Here is a 23,501-nt window from a genome sequence, read left to right as displayed (position 1 = left end):
GTTTCATTAAATCAAAAGAGTATATTCTAAACAAATAAACTTCAATCAAATTCACGACCTTTTATTACGTTAGATTAACTATACACCCTAAAACACAATAAGTAAAGGAAGAATAATTATGAATATGAAAATGTTAGTATAATACAATGTTTAAAAATAGCTGGAGAGACTGTTATGACAGAGTGTTATGAAGTTTTGGCCATCCAATATTATCTCAAAATAAATTTTGGTTTTAGTAGTATTAACTTGTTAAAACATAACTTTTAAAAATTTTGGAATAGCCTATATGATTGTTTATCTTTCATTTAATCAATTAGTTTTCATTTATCAATTGCTTAATGAAGTGTCTAGATTTACTTAAAAAATAATGAGTTGATGAATTAAGTAATAAAGTTTAGAAGTATCAAGATTAGCATTTAAAATTAATATAGAAATTTAAAAAAATTTGTAAATTGATGCTATTTGTAAATATTAAAGGTAAAAAGAAAATGTCGCATATATATATAGTAGAAATGAGTTTTATATATGAATCAATTCGATAAAAATATTATATTTGTAATCATAATGTCATGAAATACAAACACCATATTCATATTAAGAGAGTATAATACTTATTGTATAAAAAATCCGAGAAACAAATAGAGTATTTGAGGAGGAATAAGTAATTGAATAAAAAAATTATTGCTGCAATTGTTGGGACAAGTGCAGTGAGTGCTATTGCAGCAACACAAGCAGACGCAGCAACGACACACAAGGTTAAAAGTGGCGAATCTCTTTGGTCTATATCTAGTAAATATGGAATATCTATTTCAAAATTAAAATCTTTGAATCATTTATCTTCTAATATAATATTTCCAAACCAAGTATTAAAGGTATCAGGTTCAACTAGTACTAGTAAACCAAGTAGTTCATCATCTACAGGAACAAGTTCGTCTACATATACAGTAAAAGCAGGGGACTCAGTATCATCAATAGCCGCTAAATATGGCATGAGTTATCAAAAATTAATGAAATTAAATGGTTTAAAAAGCTTTTTAATTCATCCAGGACAAAAATTAAAAGTATCAGGTACAGTTAGTACTAGTAAACCAAGTAGTTCGGCATCAACAACTGGAAGTTCATCAACATATACTGTTCAAGCGGGAGATTCATTATCATCAATAGCTGCTAAATATGGTACAACTTATCAAAAAATAATGAGCCTTAATGGATTATCTAATTTCTTTATTTATCCAGGACAAAAATTAAAGGTATCAGGTACTGCTTCTACATCAAATAGTAGTTCAAATACAGCTAACTCAAGTAATAATGGTTACAATACACCAGTATTTAATCACCAAAACTTATATACATGGGGACAATGTACATATCATGTATTCAATCGTCGTGCTCAAATTGGAAAAGGCATTAGCACATATTGGTGGAATGCAAACAATTGGGATAACGCAGCAGCAGCTGATGGTTACACAATTGATGGTAAACCAACAGTAGGTTCAATCGTGCAAAGTGATTCAGGATACTATGGCCATGTCGCTTTTGTAGAGCGAGTTAATAGTGATGGTAGTATTTTAGTTTCAGAAATGAACTGGGCAGCGTCACCAGGTATTGTGACATATAGAACAATTCCTTCATATCAAGTGAATACATATAGATATATTCATTAATATCATCTTATATGAACATAGAACTACTGATTAAGTTTAATTACTTTTTCGGTAGTTTTTTTAATTGATCAAGCAATCATTATTATATTTTAGAAGAAAATCACACAGTAATTACATGGTTTATACCGTGCAGGCATCTAGGAGGACAACAACATGAAAGCACTAATTACGGGTGGGGCTGGTTTTATCGGTTCACACATAGCGCACAAATGTATTCAAAATAATATTGAAGTACATGTAATTGATAATTTATCAACTGGTCGTATTGAAAATATACCGTATGTAAAAAAAGAGTATTTCTATCAAGAAGATATCAATAATTTGAAATTTGTCTCGGACTTAATTAAAAAAGAACAATTTGATTATGTCATTCATTTAGCAGCTATGGTGAGCGTCGTGGAAACAGTTCAACAACCGGGACGATCTAACCAAGTGAATATCGATGCTACGTTGAATATTTTAGAAACACTCAGGTTACAGCATTCTAATGTAAAAAGATTCTTGTTCGCATCATCTGCAGCCGTTTATGGACAATTAGAAGGGTTGCCTAAAGTGATTCATTCACGTATTGATCCAAGGTCTCCATATGCAGTACAAAAATATGCTGGAGAAAGCTACGCTAAAATTTATCATCAATTATATCAATTGCCTACCGTTTCATTACGCTTCTTCAATGTGTATGGTCCTAAACAAAATCCATATTCTGATTATTCAGGGGTCATTTCAATTCTTAATCACAAATTTAATCATAAAGAGACTTTCACATTTTATGGAGATGGTTTGCAAACTCGAGATTTTATTTATATTGATGATTTAGTTGAAGCATGTTGGTTAGTATTACACAATGATAACGTTAATGGCAATGTATATAATTTAGGAACTGGGAAACAAACGACATTAAAGCAGATGGTAAATATATTTGAACAACATTTTAATTATAGTATTCCATACGCTTATGATGAGGAAAGAGTTGGAGATATTAAACATTCATATGCAGATATTTCGCCAATTCAAAGTTTAGGATTTAATCCTCAATATTCTGTTGAAAAGGGAATCCAGTCTTATCTAGAATATCAACCATAAAATATCCTCCTTACTTTGTCTTAATAACAAAGTGAGGAGGATATTTTTAAATTGCCTTTAACGCTTCGAGTAATTGCTTATAATGATTAACGGCTGATGAATAATATAGTTTTTCATTATTTTCAAATTTAGTGAGGGGGTGTTCGATGATTTGAGTCATATATTTGGCTAATTGATTAATATTATTCGCTTCAACTAAGTAACCATTTTTAGCATGATCGATAATTTCATTAGGGCCATACCTAACGTCATATGCAATAACAGGACACCCCATAGAAATACTTTCCATAATAGTGAGTCCGAATCCTTCATAGCTACTTGTTAATAATGATGCTTTGGATTTTTTAAATTCGGCTAATGGACTAGAAGTATATTTATGAATGGTAACTTGACTATTTAATTGATTTGCATCGATGATGTCCTGCATCATAGCTTTTTGGTTATCTTCATCTCTGCCATATAATGCCAATTTTGTCTGATGCCCGCTTTTAAGAAATTCTATATACGCTTTTAAAAGATGATCTAATTGTTTTTCTTTACTAAAGCGACCTATAAATACAAAGCGATCTTCAACATTTTCATTATCAATAGATTTGTTTGTTTCAATAAAGTGTGGAATAACCGCAAATTGTTTATCTGGAATAGGATACATGTCTTGAATATCCACTTTTTGTTGTTGCGTTAAGACTATAAACTTTTCAACATTTTCTTTATGTTCAAATGCGTATTGGAAAGATTTTTTTATTTGAGTCCCGGATAAATGAGAGCTGTGTAACACTAGTATATTTCGAGTATGATGTGATTGTGCCAGTAATGGATCGTCTAAAAGTCTTGCATCACTGAAAACAATGTCTCCATCTTTGAATTTATGTTCGAAATAATATTGTGCGAATGCCTTGTCATCGGAGAAAGTTTGATATACTTTTCCATCTTTGAACAGTTTAACTAAATTGACGCTATTTTTTTATTGTCTTTAAAATGACGTTCGCAGTACATTTCACCGTTTGAATAATACATCATTTCTTGGCTTTTCTTTGTAGAATTTTCATAATAATTAATAATTCTATGCAAATAACCATATGAATTATATTCACTTCGTTTTGTTTTCAAGCCAGTTTCAGGAGCAATGACATCTTCGTAACGTAAGATTGAATTATTATTGAAATATTTTCTGTAACGCACTAATTGATTATTCAGATAATAATGTATGTCATGATTTTGATTGTTCTTTTTAGCTTTAAGTCCAGAAATACGTTTTGGTATTTTATTGTATTTTGGTTTATTGAAGAATTTTGTTTTGGGTACGTCGTAAATTTTATAATTTGTTAACCATTCATAAATGTTTTCGAATTCTATGTTTTCAGTGACTTTATGTTCTTCTAAAAATGTTTTATAAATATTTGGATAGTTTCTATTATAATTTGTCGTCAAAATTTTAGTGGGTACATTAAATTCTTCATCTATCAATTTAATCCTTCTTAATAAAGCTTGGGTTCTACCGCCATGTGAGGGAGGTAATGTAGATGTAATCGTGTAAATCATTTGTAGGCTCCTTTCAACAATAAAGCATCGTTTCGTTCTTTTATACTTTGTGAAAAATAAAACATAATAATTTGAATTATTGTCATGTTAATGTCTATGAATAATAATTACAAATATTTTGATATTTATAAATCTACAGAATTGAAGTATTTATAAATTTTATGAACATACCACATATAACAACGTGTGATTTTGAGTGTGATGAGGTTAAGGGTTTAATTAAAAAAAGTCTGAATCCTCATATGAGAACTCAGACTATTACTATCTTAATTTATATAAAAAGAATATGTTTAGTATTCATTTTTTACTTTTCTAAAGCTTGTAAATAAACGTGCACCATTAATAGCGAATGATACTAATGCACCTAATTTACGGAATTTATAAGGAGATTTAATAGATACATAAAAATCTAATAATGTACCTAATGTACTTAGGCCTAATGATAAGTATACGAGTTGTTTATTTTTAGCATCGTATTTAATACCGTTATAGCCATCAACGATGAATCCTGCGATTCCGAATAAATTTGATAAGCGTGTTGCGCTTGATTTTTTTGCCATGATTTTACCTCCAATGCATTTGGGTGTTACTTTATCCCAATTCAAACATAGTTATTAATATTGATTACCCATATTCTATCGATTATACACTAAAATTTATAAAATGATGAGGAGAAATATTTTGTGGAATTATGATAACATAAAACTAAATATATTTTGATGTTAGAAGTATTTGCAGAAAGGAGTTAAGTTATGATTAAATGTGTTTGCTTAGTAGAGGAAACAGAAGATCAAATATTACTTGTACAAGTACGTCATCGTGAAAAATATTATTTCCCGGGTGGTAAAATTGATGAAGGAGAAACACAATTACAAGCTTTAAAAAGAGAATTGAAAGAAGAATTAAAGCTAGAACTGTCAGATAAAGAATTGTCTTATATAGGTACAGTCGTTGGAAAAGCATATCCTCAAGAAAATATGTTAACAGAGTTAAATGGCTATCGAGCAACAGTATCAATTAATTGGGATAAGATACATACGGATAATGAAATTACTGATATTAAGTGGTTTGATAAAAATGATTCAGAGTATATTGCACCAGCAGTTTTAACTTGGATAAAAGAAATGTCAGGTCAATAAAAGGAGACAATATGGAAATAAAAGCATATCAACCACAATTTTTTGAAGCTGTTCAATCAATACAACTCTCTGAAGAAGATTCACGCTATACAAAAACACCGTTGGAAAACTTGGAGTCTGCTAAAACAAATGAAAATAGATATCCAACATTGGTTATGGAAGAACAACAGTGTGTTGCATTTTTCACTTTACATGAAGGGGATGGACCAGCACCATATTCTACTAATCCAAAAGCGATTTTCTTTAGATCATTTACTGTTGATGCACGATACAGGGGTAAAGGTGTAGGGAAACATGTCATCCATCAACTGAGTACTTATATAAAGCATTTCTATCCACATATTAATGAAATTGTATTGACTGTAAACATCGATAATCCAAGAGCCATCCATTTATATGAACAAGCTGGATATTATCATATAGGTGAGTCAACGATGATAGGGAAGCCTGTGTATGTAATGTCATATCTATTATAAAAAGCAGCATATAGGACGTTTGTAACAACCTCCTTATATGCTGCTTCATTTTATTTGATAGCAGTTGATTGTCTTTTAATTAAAAAAGCAGTTACCCAAGCTGTGATAGGGATACTAATAGCAACAGCAATACCTCCGAATAGAATTGAAATAAATTCTTGGGCAAAGATTTTCGAGTTGATAATATGACCAAATGAATAATTTAATTTGAAGAACCAAAAGAATAATGTCAATTGGCCTCCGAAATAAGCTAAATATATAGTGTTTGCAGATGTTGCTAGAATTTCTCTACCTACACGCATGCCTGATTGAAATAATTGATGTTGACTTAAATTTGGGTTAGTATCATTTAATTCATACATGGGTGAACTGATGGTGATAGCTAAATCAATGACAGCAGCGATCACAGCAAGCACAATAGTAAATATCATGAATTGAACCATATCGATGCCGATATTCATAGAGTATACATATGTTTCGTCTTGTTGTTCTGTCGCGAAGCCTTGTAAATGGCCTACGTTCACTGAAATATATATAGCTAGAATTAATATAAGCGTTGTGATGATTGTACCGATAAATGCGGCTTGTGTTTTAACATCGTACCCATTTAACACGAATAGATTACATGCTGCGACAACGATACAGAATATCATAGTTGTGATATATATCGGTACACCAAAAATAATCATTAAGATACTAATGACTAAAACGATGAAGTTTAAAAATAATGTCGCAAATGACACGAGTCCTTTTTTACCTCCGAAAATAATCATCAGCACTAGTAATATCAAGCCTAATATTGTTATTGCACTCATCGATTTTCACCTCGCATTTTAAGCCATAATTCCATTAAACCGATAGTGATTGGGATGGTTAAAACAATCCCAATACCCCCTATCAATGCACGAGCAACTTCTAATGACCAATTCATAGAAATGGTATATGTAATGGTATTGGCATTTTTTAAATATATGAGAAACATAGGTAAACTACCAGATAAATAAGAGAATAATAAAATGTTTGTCATCGTCCCCATAATATCTTGGCCAATATGTCTACCTGCTAGGGCCCATCTCCTCATACTAATTTGAGGTGTTCGTTGCAATATCTCATTCATCCCACTAGCAATAGTGATTGCAACGTCCATAACAGCTCCAAGTGAACCAATTAATACTGAAGCTAAAAAGACCTCTTTCGGTGGTAAGGTTAAAAAACTCATTGTTTCATATTTAATACCATTGCCATGAGTGAATCGTATAACTAACTCAGCGATACCTATACAAAGAAACGTACCTGCAAGTGTAGAAACAATGGTAATCAGTGTTCGCATTCGCCAGCCTGTAACTAGTAATAGAGTCAATGTTGTTGAAACAATCATTGCTATAACCATCAATGTGAATAAACTCGTATTTGGCATTTGATAATGAATATAAATCGCACCTAAAACTGCGATTGAGTTCAAGATGAGTGAAAGTATCGATTGTAAACCTACTTGTCTGCCTACAATTAATATCGTGATGAAGAAAATGCCTGTGATAAGAACGACTAATCCATCGCGTTTTTTCTCAATGATATCGGCGTCGCTCGGATTTTTAGAAATATGTAATAAAACTTTATCGTTTTTAGTAAAACGTTCTGAATCAACTTGTGATTTAACAAACTCGTTAGTGATTGTTGTTGATTTACCTTCAAATTTACCGTTTAATATTCTAACGGTAAGTCGGTCTTTGTATTTGATGTCTTTGTTATGTTGATCGTCAGATACATGTTGTGTGCTCAATCTTTGAACATCTATTATTTTACCGATAGGCATTTGATAACATTTTTCATTAAAGAAAGTGAATATAAATAAACCTAAAAATATGATGATGAATGCCATAACGACCCAATAAAATTTATTTTTGAAAAAAGTATTAAATTGCATTCAATAAACCCCAATTCTTCTATGAAATAATAGAATGATTATACGCTTAATTAAATTAGATTTCAAAAATAAACCGAAGCGACCTTTTGAATACTGTTAATCCTAACTTGACCTTATATTTAATGGTACGTAGATGTTTTATTAAACAATACTTGTATCGTTTGTAAAGCAACAGGTAAATCGGGTTTATGATTTCCTTTTTTAGTAATCACACAAATCGTACGTTTTATTTCAGTGTGACTGAGAGGTATTTTAATCCATTCATTTGAAGGACTATCTAAAGAAATATTTTGAGGTGTAATCAAAACACCTCTTTCTTTTTTTAAAAGGTATTGAGCTAATTGTTTATCTGATATTGTACGTATGTCTGAAGGCAATTTTTCTTTAATTGATTTTGGTAACACGGTTAGACAAAAGACATTTTGTAAATGCAATTGAGATAAATGAGGTTGCAGTGTTAAGGCGATAGGGTCTCTCTTGTTAGTATATAAATTATAATGTTCTTCGAATAAAGCAGTCATATTTAAATCAGAATGTTGCTTAATTTCATCAGTCAGTTCAAGGATCCCTATATCTATTTCTCCTTTTAATACGTTATCCAAAATGTCATTGTCTTGACTCAAATTAGGGATAGCTTGACTTTCTGATTGTTCTTCAAAGATTTGAATGAGGCGACCTAATTTATGGGAAGCTTCACTTTCACTATAGGATAAAAATATCTTCTGATTACTTAATGTCTGTTGATGTTGAAATAATTGTATTGTTTGATCTAATTGATCCAATATTTTAGTGGCTTCCGTTAATAGTTGTTTGCCTTCAGATGTTAATAAGATATTTCGTCCTTGTCTTTTAAACAAGTTAACGTTTAATTCTTTTTCTAACTGAGTCATTTGACGACTTATGGCTGATTGGGCAATATTTAATTCTAATGCAGCTTCAGAAATATGTTCTCGTTTAGCTACTTCTACAAAATATTTAAGTTGTTTGATTTCCATCATTTCAATCCTCACTTTTAGCTACTTCTGCAACTTATCCAACATTACATTTGACACTTATTATAACAGTTTGGTTGTTAATTGTTCTAATTTTTAGATAAATATTATCTAATTTATATATTGAACAGATGAAACAATTACATTATATTAATGATTACTAAATATTAATTGTCAGAAAATTCTAAAAGGGAGTGTGCATCATGTATAATGAGAAGCTAAAAAAGGGATTATACGATTATCGTGAGGAACATGATGCTTGTGGTATTGGTTTTTACGCTAATATGGATAACATTAGATCACATGATGTCATTGAAAAATCATTAGAAATGTTATGTAGATTAGATCATAGAGGTGGTATCAGTGCTGATGGAATGACTGGTGATGGTGCAGGTATCATGACTGAAATTCCCTTTAAATTCTTTGAACAGTTGCATGATTTACCACTACCCAAGGAAGGTGAATATGCAGTAGGGCTATTTTTTTCAAAAGAACGTGTGATTGGAAGTAAGCATGAGACGGTGTTGAGTCACTATTTTGAAGGTGAAGGTTTCGGTGTCATAGGTTATCGTGATGTACCAGTTAATAAAGAGGCAGTTGCACAGCATGTAGCGGATACGATGCCTTTTATTCAACAAGTGTTTATCGATATTCGTCACGCTGAAGATATAAATAAACAACTTTATTTAGCTCGAAAGCAAATAGAATATTACGCTGAACAAGAAGGGATAGAATTATATTTTACAAGCTTATCTCACAAAACCATTGTCTATAAAGGATGGCTACGTTCTGATCAAATTAAAGGGCTATATTTAGATTTAACACACGAAGCCTATCAATCGAAACTTGGTCTAGTACATTCAAGATTTAGTACAAATACATTTCCGAGTTGGAAACGTGCACATCCTAATCGACTACTTATGCATAATGGTGAGATTAATACAATTAAAGGTAATGTTAATTGGATGCGTGCACGTCAAAATAAATTAGTACATACACTTTTTGGTGAGGATCAACATAAAATACATCGTATTGTTGATGAAGATGGTAGTGATTCATCAATCGTTGATAATGCATTAGAGTTTTTATCTTTGGCAATGGAACCGGAAAAAGCTGCCATGCTATTAATACCAGAGCCATGGCTCTATAACAAATCGAATAACAAAGATGTACGTTCGTTTTATGAATTTTATAGTTACTTAATGGAGCCATGGGATGGACCTACAATGATTTCATTTTGTAATGGGGATAAGATAGGTGCATTAACAGACCGTAATGGTTTGCGTCCTGGTAGATATACCATCACGAAAGATAATTTCATCGTCTTTTCTTCTGAAGTTGGCGTAATAGATGTTGATGAATCAGAGGTTGCGTTTAAAGGGCAATTAAATCCTGGAAAATTATTATTAGTCGATTTTAAGAAGAATAAAGTTGTTGAAAACAATGAATTGAAATATGAAATTGCTAGTGAACATCCGTATGCAGAGTGGCTAAAAACAGAAAAATATGAAGCTCATATAGATCATGTGAAATACAGTTCAACTGAATATGATGATGAAACATTATTTAAACTACAACGTCAATTTGCGTATACAAAAGAAGAAATGAATAAGTATATCGTTGATTTAGTTTTGCAGAAGAAAGATCCTATTGGTGCTATGGGATATGATGCACCTATTGCAGTATTAAATGATAGACCTGAAAGCTTATTTAATTATTTTAAACAGTTATTTGCACAAGTTACTAATCCACCTATTGATGCTTATAGAGAAAAAATTGTCACAAGTGAAATGTCTTATTTAGGTGGCGAAGGCAATCTATTGAAACCTGATAAAACAGTACTTCATCGTGTTCAACTTAAAAAACCAGTATTAACAGAGGCCCAATTAGAAGCTATTGATACTGAGAAGTTTAAAACGACTTATGTTTCAACTATATATCATGATGATTTAGAGGCTAGTTTGAAACGATTATCTGATGAAGTGATTCAATATGTGAAAAATGGTTCTGAAATTATCGTATTAGACGATAGTTTGCTAGCGTCAGAATCAGGATTTGCCATGCCAATGTTACTAGCAATGAGCCATGTTCATCAATGTTTGATACGCGAAGGTTTACGTATGGAAACAAGTTTAGTTGCAAAATCTGGTGAGACACGTGAAGTACATCACGTAGCATGCTTACTAGGTTATGGGGCAAACGCAATCGTGCCATATTTAGCTCAACGAACGGTTGAACAACTCACAAATGATGGCAAATTACATGGTACAGTAACATCGAATGTCGAAACGTATACAAACGTGTTATCAGAAGGTGTTATTTAAGTAATGGCTAAAATGGGAATATCAACAGTTCAAAGTTATCAAGGTGCACAAATATTTGAAGCGGTTGGGATATCACAAACTGTTATTGATAAATATTTTACAGGGACACAATCTAAAATCTCTGGTATTAACATTCAACAAATTGATGAGGAAAATAAAGCAAGACAAGAGTCGCATTCAGATTGTTTAGCGTCTGGTAGTACTTTCCAATGGAGACAACAAGGACAGCATCATGCTTATAATCCTAAAACAATTTTCTTATTACAGCATGCTTGTCGTGATAATGACTATGACTTATTCAAACAATATTCCGATACGGTTAATCAACAGCGCCAAGATTTTATTCGTCATTTATTAGAATTTAAGACTTGTAAACCTATTGATATATCAAAAGTTGAGCCTGCTTCTGAAATTGTTAAACGTTTTAACACAGGTGCAATGAGTTATGGATCTATATCAGCTGAAGCGCACGAAACATTGGCGCAAGCGATGAACAGTCTAGGAGGTAAAAGTAACAGTGGTGAAGGTGGAGAAGATCCTTTACGCTATCAACCTCAAAAAGACGGTAGTAATAAAATTAGCGCAATTAAACAAGTTGCCTCTGGAAGATTTGGCGTAACGAATGACTACTTACAACATGCAAAGGAAATACAGATTAAAGTAGCACAAGGTGCTAAACCTGGTGAGGGTGGTCAATTACCTGGTTCTAAAGTATATCCGTGGATTGCCGAAACAAGAGGATCTACGCCGGGTATCGGTCTCATTTCACCACCACCGCATCATGATATCTATTCTATCGAAGACTTAGCACAATTGATTCATGATTTGAAAAATGCAAATAAAGAAGCGGATATTGCTGTTAAATTAGTGTCGAAAACAGGTGTGGGAACCATTGCATCAGGGGTAGCAAAAGCGTTTGCAGATAAAATTGTCATCAGTGGCTATGACGGTGGAACAGGTGCTTCGCCTAAAACTAGTATTCAACATGCGGGTGTGCCTTGGGAAATAGGTTTGGCAGAAACACATCAAACTTTGAAATTAAATGATTTACGAAGTCGAGTAAAGTTAGAAACAGATGGTAAATTGCTTACTGGTAAAGATGTAGCGTATGCATGTGCGCTTGGAGCGGAAGAATTTGGATTTGCAACAGCACCTTTAGTGGTTTTGGGATGTGTTATGATGCGTGTTTGTCATAAGGATACATGTCCAGTAGGAGTTGCTACTCAAAACAAAGATTTACGTGCTTTATTTAAAGGAAAAGCACAACATGTTGTACATTTTATGTATTTTATTGCAGAAGAATTACGTGAAATACTTGCATCATTAGGATTGAGAACAGTTGAAGAATTAGTAGGACGAACAGACTTATTACAACGTTCTTCTCATATTAAACCAGGAACAAAAGCAGCATCTGTTGAAATCGAACGATTAATCAACATAGCTGATGGTCCTAATACTAAGGAAATAGCACAGAATCATCATTTAGATGAAGGTTTTGATTTGAATTATCTATATCCAGATGCCAAACAAAGTATAGAGGCAGGTCATGCATTTTCAGGAAGTTATACCATTAAGAACGTTCAACGTGATGTTGGCGTGATTACTGGTAGTGCGATTGCTAAACAATATGGGGAAAAAGGATTACCAGAAGATACGATTTATGTTAATACGGATGGCCATGCTGGTCAAAGTTTGGCTGCTTTTGCGCCAAAAGGATTAACGATACATCATAATGGAGATGCCAATGACTATGTCGGTAAAGGTTTGTCAGGTGGTACAGTCATTGTACAAGCACCTAATTCATTACGTGAAAATGAAATCATAGCAGGAAACGTATGCTTCTATGGTGCATCAAAAGGTAAAGCTTTTATTAATGGTAAAGCCGGAGAACGTTTCTGTATTAGAAATAGTGGTGCCGATGTGGTAGTTGAAGGTATTGGTGATCATGGACTTGAATATATGACAGGCGGCCACGTATTAATACTTGGCGATGTAGGAAAGAACTTCGGTCAAGGTATGAGTGGTGGCGTAAGTTATGTATTTCCAAGTGATATCAGTCAATTTAAGACGCAACATGCACTTAATACTTTGGAATTTAGTGAAGTTATGTATGACGAAGAAATGCAGTTTATTAAGAAAATGCTTAAGAGTCATGTGAAATATACACATAGTTCAAAGGCGCAAGATATATTACAACATTTCGATGACATAAAAAATCTAGTTGTCAAAGTGATACCTAAAGATTATAAATTAATGATGCAAAAAATTGATATTCAATTACGTCAACATAGTAGAAAAGACGATGCTATGTTAGCGGCATTTAATGATAACAGTTCAAGTGTTGATGAGACATTAAAACCAGCAGTAGTTTATTAAGAAAGAGGGATTATCATGGGCGAATTTAAAGGGTTTATGAAATATGAAAAGCAAGCATTAGCAGAATTGTCTTTGATTGATCGTCTTTCAAATCATCATGCATTTCAACAACGTTTTACAAAGGAAGATGCATCTACTCAAGGGGCGAGATGTATGGACTGCGGTACACCTTTTTGTCAAAGTGGATTATCCTATGGTTTTGAAACGATAGGATGCCCCATCGGCAACTATATTCCGGAATGGAACGATTTAGTTTATCGAGGAGATTTTAAAGCAGCATACGATAGACTTAGTGAAACGAACAATTTTCCAGAATTTACTGGACGTGTATGTCCAGCACCATGTGAACAATCATGTGTGATGAAAATTAATCGGAATTCAGTAGCTATTAAAGGAATTGAACGTACAATTATTGATGAAGCATATGAAAATGGATGGGTTAAGCCAAAATATCCTGAAGCGGATAGAGGGCAAAGTGTTGCTATCGTAGGAAGTGGACCAGCTGGGTTGACAGCAGCTGATGAACTTAACCATAGAGGCTATAAGGTCACAGTATATGAACGAGCTAAGGAACCCGGTGGCTTATTGATGTATGGTATTCCTAACATGAAATTAGATAAAGATGTGGTAAGACGTCGTATTAAATTAATGAAAGAAGCTGGCATTCAGTTTAAAACTGGCATTGAAATTGGTGTCGATATCAGTCGTGAAGATTTAGAATCAACATATGATGCTATTATTTTATGCACAGGTTCACAGAATGCTAGAGATTTACCGTTAGAGGGACGTATGGGTTATGGTATTCACTTTGCAATGGATTATTTAACAGAACAAACACGATTTTTAACTGGTGAAATTGACGAAGTAACTATCTCAGCTAAAGATAAGAATGTCATTATTATTGGTGCAGGAGATACGGGGGCAGATTGCGTGGCAACAGCGTTGCGTGAAAATTGTAAATCCATTGTGCAGTTCAATAAGTTTACGAAACTTCCTGAAGAAATCACTTTTGAAACCAATACATCGTGGCCACTTGCCTTACCAGTATTCAAAATGGATTATGCACATAAAGAATGTGAAGCGAAATTTGATAAAGAGCCACGTGCATATGGTGTTCAAACAATGAGATATGATGTGGACGATACTGGGAAAGTGAGAGGGCTTTATACACAAATATTAAGAGAGACTGAAGACGGTACGGTGATGGAAGATGGACCAGAACGATTTTGGCCAGCAGATTTAGTTATACTTTCCATTGGCTTTATAGGTACTGAAATCATCATTCCACAATCATTTGGTATTAAAACCGAACGAAACAAAATTGTGGCTAATGACAAAGACTTTAGAACGAATCATTCGAAGATCTTTGCTGCTGGGGATGCACGAAGAGGACCTAGTCTTGTTGTATGGGCTATTAAAGAAGGTAGAGCCGTAGCTGATGCAGTTGAAACGTATTTAAACCAAGAAATTCTAGTGTAAAAAAGAATTGACTTTTAATGAACACTATTATATGATAATTATTGTGTTCAATGGAGGAATACCCAAGTCCGGCTGAAGGGATCGGTCTTGAAAACCGACAGGGCCTTAACGGGCCGCGGGGGTTCGAATCCCTCTTCCTCCGCCATTAGAATTTTAAATCCAAGACTAATAGATATAAAAGGCAAGTATTCATTTTATGATGAGTATTTGCCTTTTTTATTTGCCTTTTTATATAGCGACGTTAAGACGGAATTGAACAACGCAGTGCTGACAGTTTTATATGCCTAATAAAGGGGCAGTTTTAAATTGAAACGTGACTCATTTGTGTCTTTGAAGTAAAAGATTATATGAATTTACTTGAAAGCCTTTACATAACTTGTCTAGACAAGTTATACTTTGTGTAAGATAACAAAGGAGTGAGGGCTATGGCTGTAAAAAAACAAGATGTAAAAGCCATTGTAGATACAATTGGGGGGGAAGGAGAACCTAGATACTGCGACACACTGTGTAACAAGACTACGGTTAGTATTAAAAGATGATAATAAAGTAGATAAAGATGCGTTGAGTGATAATCCTTTAGTAAAAGGACAATTCAAAGCAGATCATCAGTATCAAATTGTTATTGGGCCGGGAACGGTAGATGAAGTTTATAAACAATTTGTAGCAGAAACGGGAGCAGAAGAAGCTTCAAAAGACGACGCTAAACAAGCTGCAGCTAAAAAAGGGAATCCAATTCAAAGATTGATTAAATTATTGGGGGATATATTTATACCAATCTTACCAGCGATTGTAACAGCTGGGTTATTAATGGGGATCAATAACATTTTAACTATGGAAGGGTTATTTGGTCCTAAAAAGTTAATAGACATGTACCCACAAATTGCGGACATTTCAAATATAATTAATGTCATCGCAAGTACCGCTTTCATTTTCTTACCTGCTTTAATTGGTTGGAGTAGTATGCGTGTATTTGGAGGAAGTCCAATTTTAGGATTGGTTTTAGGGCTTATCTTAATGCATCCGCAACTTGTATCACAATATGATATTGGTAAAGGGCATATACCAACTTGGAATTTATTTGGCTTAGAAATTAAGCAGCTTAATTATCAAGGACAAGTTTTACCAGTATTATTAGCAACATATGTGTTAGCTCAATTAGAGAAAGTACTAAACAAAGTTGTACATGATTCTATTAAGATGTTCGTAGTTGGACCGGTAGCATTGTTGATTACAGGTTTCTTAGCGTTTATAGTTATAGGACCTATTGCCTTAATATTAGGCACAGGCATTACAAATGGCGTGACTTATGTATTTGAACATGCAGGTTGGTTAGGTGGCGCGTTATATGGTTTATTATATGCACCACTTGTAATTACAGGTTTACATCACATGTTCTTAGCCGTTGATTTCCAATTAATGGGTAGTAGTTTAGGCGGTACATATTTATGGCCAATTCTAGCGATTTCAAATATTTGCCAAGGTTCAGCGGCATTTGGTGCATGGATTGTCTATAAATGTAAGAAAATGGTTAAAGAAGAAGGACTTGCGTTTACTTCAGGTATTTCAGGTGTATTAGGCGTAACTGAACCAGCTTTATTTGGTGTGAACTTACCATTAAAATATCCTTTTATTGCGGCCATTCTAACTTCAAGTGTACTAGGTGCTTTCATTGGTGCTCACAAAGTATTAGGTAGTGTTGGTGTAGGTGGTTGGCCTGCATTTATCTCAATCAAAAGTGAATTTTGGTGGATCTATCTTCCAGCTACATTAATTGCGACAGTTGTTCCTGCTGTGTTAACAATAGTATTTTCAAGATTTAGTAATCAAAAAGCTAAAAAGATGGTCGACACATCTAATTCATAAAAAAGTAAAGCGTTCAAGTTGATTAAACCTCTGAGCGCTTTTTATTTTCATATAATACATAAAGGTGGTTTAACAATGAGTGAACAAGACTGGAGAAAATCAGTTGTTTATCAAATATATCCCAAATCATTTAATGATACGACAGGCAATGGTGAGGGTGATTTAAAAGGTATTATTGAGAAACTAGATTATTTACATTTTCTAGGCGTAGATTACATATGGTTAACGCCAATTTATGAATCGCCTATGAACGATAATGGGTATGATATTAGTAATTATCTTACTATTAATGAACAATTTGGTACTTTAGAAGATTTTAAAGTTTTAGTGAAAGAAGCTCATCGACGAGATATTAAAGTAATGATGGATATTGTGATTAACCATACATCAACAGAACATCAATGGTTTAGGGAAGCCATTCAATCTAAAGATAGTCCTTATCGAGACTATTATTTCTTTAGACATTCAGAGGATGGACCGCCCACAAATTGGGAATCCAAATTCGGAGGTAATGCATGGCAATATGATGAAAAAAGTGATGACTATTATTTACACTTATTTGATGTTACTCAAGCAGATTTAAATTGGGATAATCCAGAAGTTAGACAAGCCCTTTATCAAATTGTCAATTATTGGATTGATTTTGGTGTGGATGGTTTCCGGTTTGATGTGATCAATCTTATTTCCAAAGGTGAATTTAAGGATTCTGACAAAATCGGAAAAGAGTTTTATACGGATGGACCCAAAGTGCATGAGTATTTACATGAATTAAATCAACATACATTTGGTAATAAGAATATGATGACTGTCGGTGAAATGTCGTCTACTACCATTGATCACTGTATTAAATATTCTAATCCAGAAAGAAAAGAATTGAGTAGTGTATTTAATTTCCATCATTTAAAAGTAGATTATCCTGACGGTGAAAAATGGGCTAAGGGTAGTATGGATTTTCAACAACTTAAAAAAATATTGATGGATTGGCAATTAGGTATATATGAAGGTGGTGGCTGGAATGCGATATTCTGGTGTAATCACGACCAACCACGTGTAGTTTCACGCTTCGGGGATGATAGTTCTGAATCTTTACGTCAAGCAAGCGCTAAAACATTAGCCATCTCACTACACATGCTACAAGGGACACCATATATTTATCAAGGCGAAGAAATTGGTATGACCAACCCTCATTTCAATTCAATAGATGCTTATAGAGATGTAGAATCATTAAATGCTTATGATTATTTGAAAAATCAGGGATACAACGAGCAAGAAATTTTAGAAATATTAGATCAAAAATCACGTGACAACTCTCGTACGCCAATGCAATGGAATGCAACAAATCATGCAGGTTTTACAACTGGAGAACCTTGGATTTCTATTCCTCAGAACTATCACCATATTAATGTGGAACAAGCAATGAAAGATTCTGAGTCTATTTTACACACATATAAAACATTGATTTCATTAAGACATCATCACGATATAATAACTTATGGTAATATTGAACCGATGTATATGGAACACGAACAATTATTTGTATATCGTCGTCATTATCGCAATCAAACTTGGTTGGTTATTGCTAATTTCTCTAAAGAACCTGTATTATTACCTGAAGATTTAGATGTCTCAGGTGATGTAATTATTCAAAATGGAATATTAGAGCAACGTCAAATGTCAGGCTTTGGTGCAATTGTGGTTGAAACGGCGAAGTAATTTTATGTAAAAAGAGGATCTCAACATGACTCAAAAGAAATTCATTACTATTTATGAACAGTTAAAAAATCAGATTTTATCAGAACAATACCAATATGGTGATCAAATACCGTCAGAGAATGAATTGGTATCTAATTATGGGACGTCTAGAGAAACGGTTCGTAAAGCGCTGGAGCTGTTAGCGAATGATGGCATGATTCAAAAGATTAGAGGAAAAGGGTCTGTTGTTATATACCAAGGAATCACTGAATTTCCGTTTTCAGAGTTGATTAGTTTCAAAGAAGTACAAGATCAATTAGGCTTGAAACACCATACTGAACTTATTGTTAACGAAGAAGTTAAAGCAGGCGATTATGAAAGAGTAAGGTTAGCATTAGGATTAAAAAATGATGATATATTGCTTCATGTTATTCGCGCACGTTCAATTCAAGACAAGGTGAAAATCTTAGATGAAGATTTTTTCTTGGAATCTGTAGTTACATCTATTCCTAATAGCGTTGCGAAACAATCTATATATAACTATTTAGAAAATGATTTAGAGCTAGATATCAGTTACTCAAGTAAATCTATTACTATTGAACCATTTTCAAGATTAGACTATGAGATGTTTGGCGATATTAACCCTCCTTATACAGCGACAGTGCGAAGTACAGTATATTTAAAGGATACGACACAGTTTCAATATAATATATCTAAACATCTTGCGACTGAATTTAAATTTAAGGAGTTTTCAAGACGTCGAGAAAATTTATTGCAATAGAGTCGAAGCTGAACGAATTTATGATAGATATTTATAGTTGTAAGATTTTAAGCTTGCAAACATAATAGTAATTATAGTATTATAAATCTTACCGTGCTAGGTGGGGAGGTAGTGGTTCCCTGTACTCGAAATCCGCTTTATGCGAGACTTAATTCCTTTGTTGAGGGCGTATTTTTGTGAAGTCTGCCCGAAGCACGTAGTGTTTGAAGATTTCGGTCCTATGCAATATGAACCCATGAATCATGTCAGGTCCTGACGGAAGCAGCATTAAGTGGACTCTCATATGTGCCGTAGGGTAGCCGAGATTTAGCTAACGACTTCGGTAACGTTTGTGATATACGTTCGATTCAAAGGTGCACGGTTTTTAAATTTATAAATAATAATATCGAATATAGATTTGAGCGACTTGTATGATGAGTCGCTCTCTTTTTATATAAATAGATAAATGTGACATAATTTGATAAAGTTATAACGATAAAACAAACGAAATAGCTAATGACGTAAATGGTGGTGTAAAGATGCAAATCTATTTGAGTACCTTAACAGAAGTGGATTATGAAGAATCATTAAATAGTATTGAAGCAAATTACGATGAACAACCGGAAGCAAGTTGGCAGGAAAAAGCGCTTGTTAAAACATTAAGAAAGTCAGATGACTATAATTATGAGTTAGAAGTAATAGCGAAGAACGAACAAAATGAAGTGATTGGACATATCATGCTTGTCGAAGTCAGAGTGATTTCAGAAGAGAAAACATATACCGCTTTGACTGTCGCGTCACTATCAGTAAAAAAGGAATTAAGAAATCAAGGATTAGGTAAAGCACTAGTCCAAGCTGGTGAAGAACGTGCGAAGTCAGAAGGGTACACTACTATTGTAGTTGATCGAGAAACATCATACTTTACTCAATTAGGCTATCAATTAGCAAATGACTATAATTTATATTCTAAGGATGAAGATGTCACGCAGCCTTTATTAGTGAAGTTTCTATGGGATAATTTAACAGACCAACCAATTGGACAAGTAAAATATCCAAGTATTATGCGTTAAAGAATTTTTATTGATGAACAGGCTAGCACAAATGATATAATAGAGAGTAATTGCAAACGGAGGTGCTAAGGTGAATTATCAAGCGTTATATCGTATGTATCGTCCTCAAAGTTTTGATGACGTCGTCGGACAAGAGCACGTAACTAAAACTTTACGAAATGCGATATCTAAAGGGAAACAATCCCATGCCTATATATTTAGCGGCCCTAGAGGGACAGGAAAAACAAGTATTGCTAAGGTGTTTGCTAAAGCTATTAATTGTACAAATAGTACAGACGGGGAACCATGTAATGAGTGTGCAATTTGTAAAGGTATCACTCAAGGCACTAATTCTGATGTGATTGAAATAGATGCTGCGAGTAACAATGGTGTTGATGAGATTAGAAATATTAGAGATAAAGTTAAATACGCACCAAGTGAATCCGAATACAAGGTTTATATTATTGATGAAGTTCATATGTTAACGACAGGTGCTTTTAATGCGTTATTAAAAACATTAGAAGAACCACCTGCACACGCAATTTTCATATTAGCTACGACTGAACCTCACAAAATCCCACCAACTATTATTTCAAGAGCGCAAAGATTTGATTTTAAAGCTATCAGTTTAGAACAAATTGTCGAACGTTTGAAATACGTGGCTGATTCACAGTCATTACCTTACGATGATGAGGCGCTAGAATTTATTGCTAAGGCCTCTGAAGGTGGTATGCGAGATGCGTTAAGTATTATGGACCAAGCCATTGCTTTTGGAGATGAACATTTAACATTACAAGACGCGTTAAATGTTACAGGTAGTGTGGATGAAGCATCGTTAAATGAATTATTTAAAGATGTGGTTAAAGGCGATGTTAAGGCATCATTTACGAGGTATCATCAATTTGTTACCGAAGGAAAAGAAGTCAATCGTTTAATAAATGATATGATTTATTTCGTCAGAGATACAATTATGAATAAAACATCGAACCAAGAAGTCGAATATGACGCACTTCTTCATTTTGACTTGGATACCTTATATCGCATGATTGATATTATCAATGACACATTAGTATCTATACGTTTTAGTGTGAATCAAAGCGTGCATTTCGAAGTACTGTTGGTAAAATTAGCTGAAATGATTAAAGCTAAACCAGAAACAGTGCAAAATGTTGCTACAACACAAGTTGCTACAGAACCTAATAATGACGTTTTATTACAACGTATGGAACAATTAGAGCAGGAATTGAAAGTATTAAAATCGCAAGGTGTATCGGCATCAGGACAGACGCAATCGCCGAAAAAGCCAGTTAGAAGTCAACAACGCTCAAAAAATGCTTTTTCTATGCAACAAATTGCTAAAGTGTTAGATAAAGCCAATAAAGATGATATCAAACTACTCAAAGATCATTGGCAAGAAGTTATTGATCATGCTAAAAACAATGATAAAAAGTCCTTAGTAAGTTTACTTCAAAATTCAGAACCAGTAGCAGCAAGCGAAGATCATGTGTTAGTGAAATTTGAAGAAGAGATTCACTGTGAAATTGTTAATAAAGACGATGAAAAGCGTAACAATATAGAAAGTGTAGTCTGTAATATCGTTAATAAAACTGTCAAAGTAGTGGGTGTTCCCTCAGATCAATGGTTACGTGTAAGAGCAGAATATCTTCAAAACAGAAAACAGGATCAACATAATGAAGCGGAAAAAATAGAAACTGAGCCAGAACAAGAAGATGTAGCACAAAAGGCGAAAGATTTATTTGGAGAAGAAACAGTACATATGATAGATGATTAGCTACACATGACAAGGCTAATATTCGTATGTATAATATAAACAAAGTTATTATTTAAAGAATTCAAGGAATTACAAGGAGGAAATAGATTATGCGCGGTGGCGGAAATATGCAACAAATGATGAAACAAATGCAAAAAATGCAAAAGAAAATGGAACAAGAACAGGAAAAATTAAAAGATGAACGTGTTGAAGGTACAGCTGGTGGCGGCATGGTTACTGTAACTGTTACTGGACACAAAGAAGTAGTAGATGTACAAATCAAAGAAGATGCAGTAGATCCAGATGACGTTGAAATGTTACAAGACTTAGTATTAGCAGCTACTAATGAAGCGATGAACAAAGCTGATAAGTTAACACAAGAACGCTTAGGTAAACATACTCAAGGCTTAAATATCCCTGGAATGTGATAAGATGCATTATCCAGAACCCATATCCAAACTTATAGATAGTTTTATGAAATTGCCAGGCATTGGTCCTAAGACCGCTCAACGTCTGGCATTTCACACATTAGATATGAAAGAAGATGACGTCGTTCAATTTGCGAAAGCGCTCGTAGATGTAAAGCGTGAACTTACCTATTGTAGTGTGTGTGGACATATAACTGAAAAAGATCCTTGTTATATTTGTGAAGATAAACAAAGAGATCGCTCAGTTATTTGTGTTGTTGAAGATGATAAAGATGTCATAGCAATGGAAAAAATGAGAGAGTTTAAAGGCTTGTATCATGTTCTACATGGCTCGATATCACCTATGGATGGTATAGGCCCTGAGGACATAAATATACCAGCATTGGTTGAACGCTTGAAAAATGATGAAGTTAAAGAGTTAATACTCGCTATGAATCCAAATCTTGAAGGCGAATCAACAGCAATGTATATTTCCCGTCTTGTTAAACCAATAGGCATTAAAGTAACTCGTCTAGCACAAGGATTATCTGTAGGCGGAGATTTAGAATATGCAGATGAAGTAACATTATCTAAAGCGATAGCTGGTAGAACTGAAATGTAGTTAAAAACACTGATGCGTAACGTGTCAGTGTTTTTTAATTTTGTTAATAAAATGTAAAAAAAGTTAAAGTTTGTATATAGTGAGATTTTAGAAGTGAATTACGATGTAAATCAATAAATTTCATCCAAAAAACGAACTTTTATAATAACGTTTATTATATTATACGAAATCAGGCACACCAAGAGATTTACACAGGAAAGAAAGTGTAAATTTTACTGTTGTTAAAAGTTTTGAATGTCTGTATAGTATATATTTGTTGAGCGAAACAAAGCGAAAACAAACACAAATCACTTCAAAAATTAATTTAAAAAAGTTATTGACTTTCGAGTTGATAAGGT

Annotated in this window: 15 protein-coding genes, 1 tRNA gene, 1 other RNA gene and 3 pseudogenes; 15 read left to right on the top strand and 5 right to left on the bottom strand. The window is 33.5% G+C overall.

The annotated features are described in order from the left end of the window. Positions 1 to 665: 665 nt before the first annotated feature. Positions 666 to 1,664 carry a CHAP domain-containing protein gene (locus AC2D8K_RS11310; RefSeq protein WP_484698735.1) on the top strand — a complete coding sequence of 333 codons (999 nt, stop codon included), beginning with the start codon at positions 666 to 668 and terminating at the stop codon, positions 1,662 to 1,664. Positions 1,665 to 1,817: 153 nt separating this feature from the next. Beyond that, positions 1,818 to 2,747 carry an NAD-dependent epimerase/dehydratase family protein gene (locus AC2D8K_RS11305; protein WP_484698734.1) on the top strand — a complete coding sequence of 310 codons (930 nt, stop codon included), beginning with the start codon at positions 1,818 to 1,820 and terminating at the stop codon, positions 2,745 to 2,747. A gap of 46 nt (positions 2,748 to 2,793) precedes the next feature. On the opposite strand, the pseudogene AC2D8K_RS11300 reads toward AC2D8K_RS11305, so the two are convergent. Next, a pseudogene (locus AC2D8K_RS11300) lies at positions 2,794 to 4,289 on the bottom strand (glycosyltransferase). Positions 4,290 to 4,579: 290 nt separating this feature from the next. Further along, on the bottom strand, positions 4,580 to 4,849 hold the full coding sequence (locus tag AC2D8K_RS11295) for a hypothetical protein (RefSeq protein ID WP_002451933.1): 270 nt from the start codon (positions 4,847 to 4,849) through the stop codon (positions 4,580 to 4,582). 192 nt (positions 4,850 to 5,041) lie between these two features. Here AC2D8K_RS11295 and AC2D8K_RS11290 point away from each other — a divergent pair, with 192 nt between their 5' ends. Together AC2D8K_RS11290 and AC2D8K_RS11285 are read left to right on the top strand one after the other, a co-directional pair. Beyond that, entirely contained in the window at positions 5,042 to 5,428 is a 387-nt protein-coding gene (locus AC2D8K_RS11290) for an NUDIX domain-containing protein (RefSeq protein ID WP_049425211.1), read from the top strand. A gap of 11 nt (positions 5,429 to 5,439) precedes the next feature. After that, entirely contained in the window at positions 5,440 to 5,904 is a 465-nt protein-coding gene (locus AC2D8K_RS11285; RefSeq protein ID WP_262961880.1) for a GNAT family N-acetyltransferase, read from the top strand. Positions 5,905 to 5,954: 50 nt separating this feature from the next. Here AC2D8K_RS11285 and AC2D8K_RS11280 read toward each other — a convergent pair whose 3' ends face one another. From AC2D8K_RS11280 to gltC, 3 genes are all read right to left on the bottom strand, one after another. Beyond that, positions 5,955 to 6,719, bottom strand: a complete 765-nt coding sequence (locus AC2D8K_RS11280; RefSeq protein ID WP_002451936.1) for a YibE/F family protein — start codon at positions 6,717 to 6,719, stop codon at positions 5,955 to 5,957. Then, entirely contained in the window at positions 6,716 to 7,828 is a 1,113-nt protein-coding gene (locus AC2D8K_RS11275) for a YibE/F family protein (RefSeq protein ID WP_484698732.1), read from the bottom strand. The genes AC2D8K_RS11280 and AC2D8K_RS11275 overlap by 4 nt, the downstream gene beginning before the upstream one ends. A gap of 119 nt (positions 7,829 to 7,947) precedes the next feature. Then, complete coding sequence (gltC, locus tag AC2D8K_RS11270; RefSeq protein ID WP_484698737.1) at positions 7,948 to 8,823, bottom strand: glutamate biosynthesis transcriptional regulator GltC; 876 nt, start codon at positions 8,821 to 8,823, stop codon at positions 7,948 to 7,950. 200 nt (positions 8,824 to 9,023) lie between these two features. Between gltC and gltB the strand changes: the two are divergent. The 11 genes and pseudogenes from gltB (at position 9,024) to recR (ending at position 23,163) form a co-directional block, all read left to right on the top strand. Then, positions 9,024 to 13,520 (top strand): annotated as a pseudogene (gene gltB, locus AC2D8K_RS11265) (glutamate synthase large subunit). A gap of 15 nt (positions 13,521 to 13,535) precedes the next feature. Next, on the top strand, positions 13,536 to 14,999 hold the full coding sequence (locus AC2D8K_RS11260; RefSeq protein WP_484698731.1) for a glutamate synthase subunit beta: 1,464 nt from the start codon (positions 13,536 to 13,538) through the stop codon (positions 14,997 to 14,999). A gap of 52 nt (positions 15,000 to 15,051) precedes the next feature. Next, a tRNA-Ser gene (locus tag AC2D8K_RS11255) sits at positions 15,052 to 15,144 on the top strand. 280 nt (positions 15,145 to 15,424) lie between these two features. Then, positions 15,425 to 16,862 (top strand): annotated as a pseudogene (gene treP, locus AC2D8K_RS11250) (PTS system trehalose-specific EIIBC component). Between the two features lie 75 nt (positions 16,863 to 16,937). Beyond that, on the top strand, positions 16,938 to 18,575 hold the full coding sequence (gene treC / locus AC2D8K_RS11245) for an alpha,alpha-phosphotrehalase (RefSeq protein ID WP_484698730.1): 1,638 nt from the start codon (positions 16,938 to 16,940) through the stop codon (positions 18,573 to 18,575). Between the two features lie 25 nt (positions 18,576 to 18,600). After that, positions 18,601 to 19,335, top strand: coding sequence for a trehalose operon repressor (gene treR / locus AC2D8K_RS11240; RefSeq protein ID WP_484698728.1), 735 nt, complete (start codon positions 18,601 to 18,603; stop codon positions 19,333 to 19,335). A gap of 91 nt (positions 19,336 to 19,426) precedes the next feature. After that, positions 19,427 to 19,696: signal recognition particle sRNA large type (gene ffs, locus AC2D8K_RS11235), an RNA gene on the top strand. Between the two features lie 157 nt (positions 19,697 to 19,853). Next, positions 19,854 to 20,384 carry a GNAT family N-acetyltransferase gene (locus tag AC2D8K_RS11230; protein ID WP_484698727.1) on the top strand — a complete coding sequence of 177 codons (531 nt, stop codon included), beginning with the start codon at positions 19,854 to 19,856 and terminating at the stop codon, positions 20,382 to 20,384. A 70-nt stretch (positions 20,385 to 20,454) separates the two neighbouring features. Continuing rightward, on the top strand, positions 20,455 to 22,155 hold the full coding sequence (gene dnaX / locus AC2D8K_RS11225; protein WP_002451945.1) for a DNA polymerase III subunit gamma/tau: 1,701 nt from the start codon (positions 20,455 to 20,457) through the stop codon (positions 22,153 to 22,155). 89 nt (positions 22,156 to 22,244) lie between these two features. Next, on the top strand, positions 22,245 to 22,562 hold the full coding sequence (locus tag AC2D8K_RS11220; RefSeq protein WP_002451946.1) for a YbaB/EbfC family nucleoid-associated protein: 318 nt from the start codon (positions 22,245 to 22,247) through the stop codon (positions 22,560 to 22,562). 4 nt (positions 22,563 to 22,566) lie between these two features. After that, a complete protein-coding gene (gene recR / locus AC2D8K_RS11215) occupies positions 22,567 to 23,163 on the top strand; it encodes a recombination mediator RecR (protein ID WP_002466890.1) in 597 nt (198 codons plus the stop codon). Positions 23,164 to 23,501: the final 338 nt, after the last annotated feature.

This window comes from Staphylococcus sp. 510, from assembly GCF_057219715.1.
Note: the sequence above shows the minus strand (reverse complement) of the source record. Positions and strands in the feature narration are given on the sequence as shown.

Coding starts and splice junctions, on each gene's coding strand:
- AC2D8K_RS11305 (WP_484698734.1), top strand. CDS start 1,818: ATGAAAGCACTAATTACGGGTGGGGCTGGTTTTATCGGTTCACACATA.
- AC2D8K_RS11295 (WP_002451933.1), bottom strand. CDS start 4,849: ATGGCAAAAAAATCAAGCGCAACACGCTTATCAAATTTATTCGGAATC.
- AC2D8K_RS11290 (WP_049425211.1), top strand. CDS start 5,042: ATGATTAAATGTGTTTGCTTAGTAGAGGAAACAGAAGATCAAATATTA.
- AC2D8K_RS11285 (WP_262961880.1), top strand. CDS start 5,440: ATGGAAATAAAAGCATATCAACCACAATTTTTTGAAGCTGTTCAATCA.
- AC2D8K_RS11280 (WP_002451936.1), bottom strand. CDS start 6,719: ATGAGTGCAATAACAATATTAGGCTTGATATTACTAGTGCTGATGATT.
- AC2D8K_RS11275 (WP_484698732.1), bottom strand. CDS start 7,828: ATGCAATTTAATACTTTTTTCAAAAATAAATTTTATTGGGTCGTTATG.
- gltC (WP_484698737.1), bottom strand. CDS start 8,823: ATGGAAATCAAACAACTTAAATATTTTGTAGAAGTAGCTAAACGAGAA.
- AC2D8K_RS11260 (WP_484698731.1), top strand. CDS start 13,536: ATGGGCGAATTTAAAGGGTTTATGAAATATGAAAAGCAAGCATTAGCA.
- treC (WP_484698730.1), top strand. CDS start 16,938: ATGAGTGAACAAGACTGGAGAAAATCAGTTGTTTATCAAATATATCCC.
- treR (WP_484698728.1), top strand. CDS start 18,601: ATGACTCAAAAGAAATTCATTACTATTTATGAACAGTTAAAAAATCAG.
- AC2D8K_RS11230 (WP_484698727.1), top strand. CDS start 19,854: ATGCAAATCTATTTGAGTACCTTAACAGAAGTGGATTATGAAGAATCA.
- AC2D8K_RS11220 (WP_002451946.1), top strand. CDS start 22,245: ATGCGCGGTGGCGGAAATATGCAACAAATGATGAAACAAATGCAAAAA.
- recR (WP_002466890.1), top strand. CDS start 22,567: ATGCATTATCCAGAACCCATATCCAAACTTATAGATAGTTTTATGAAA.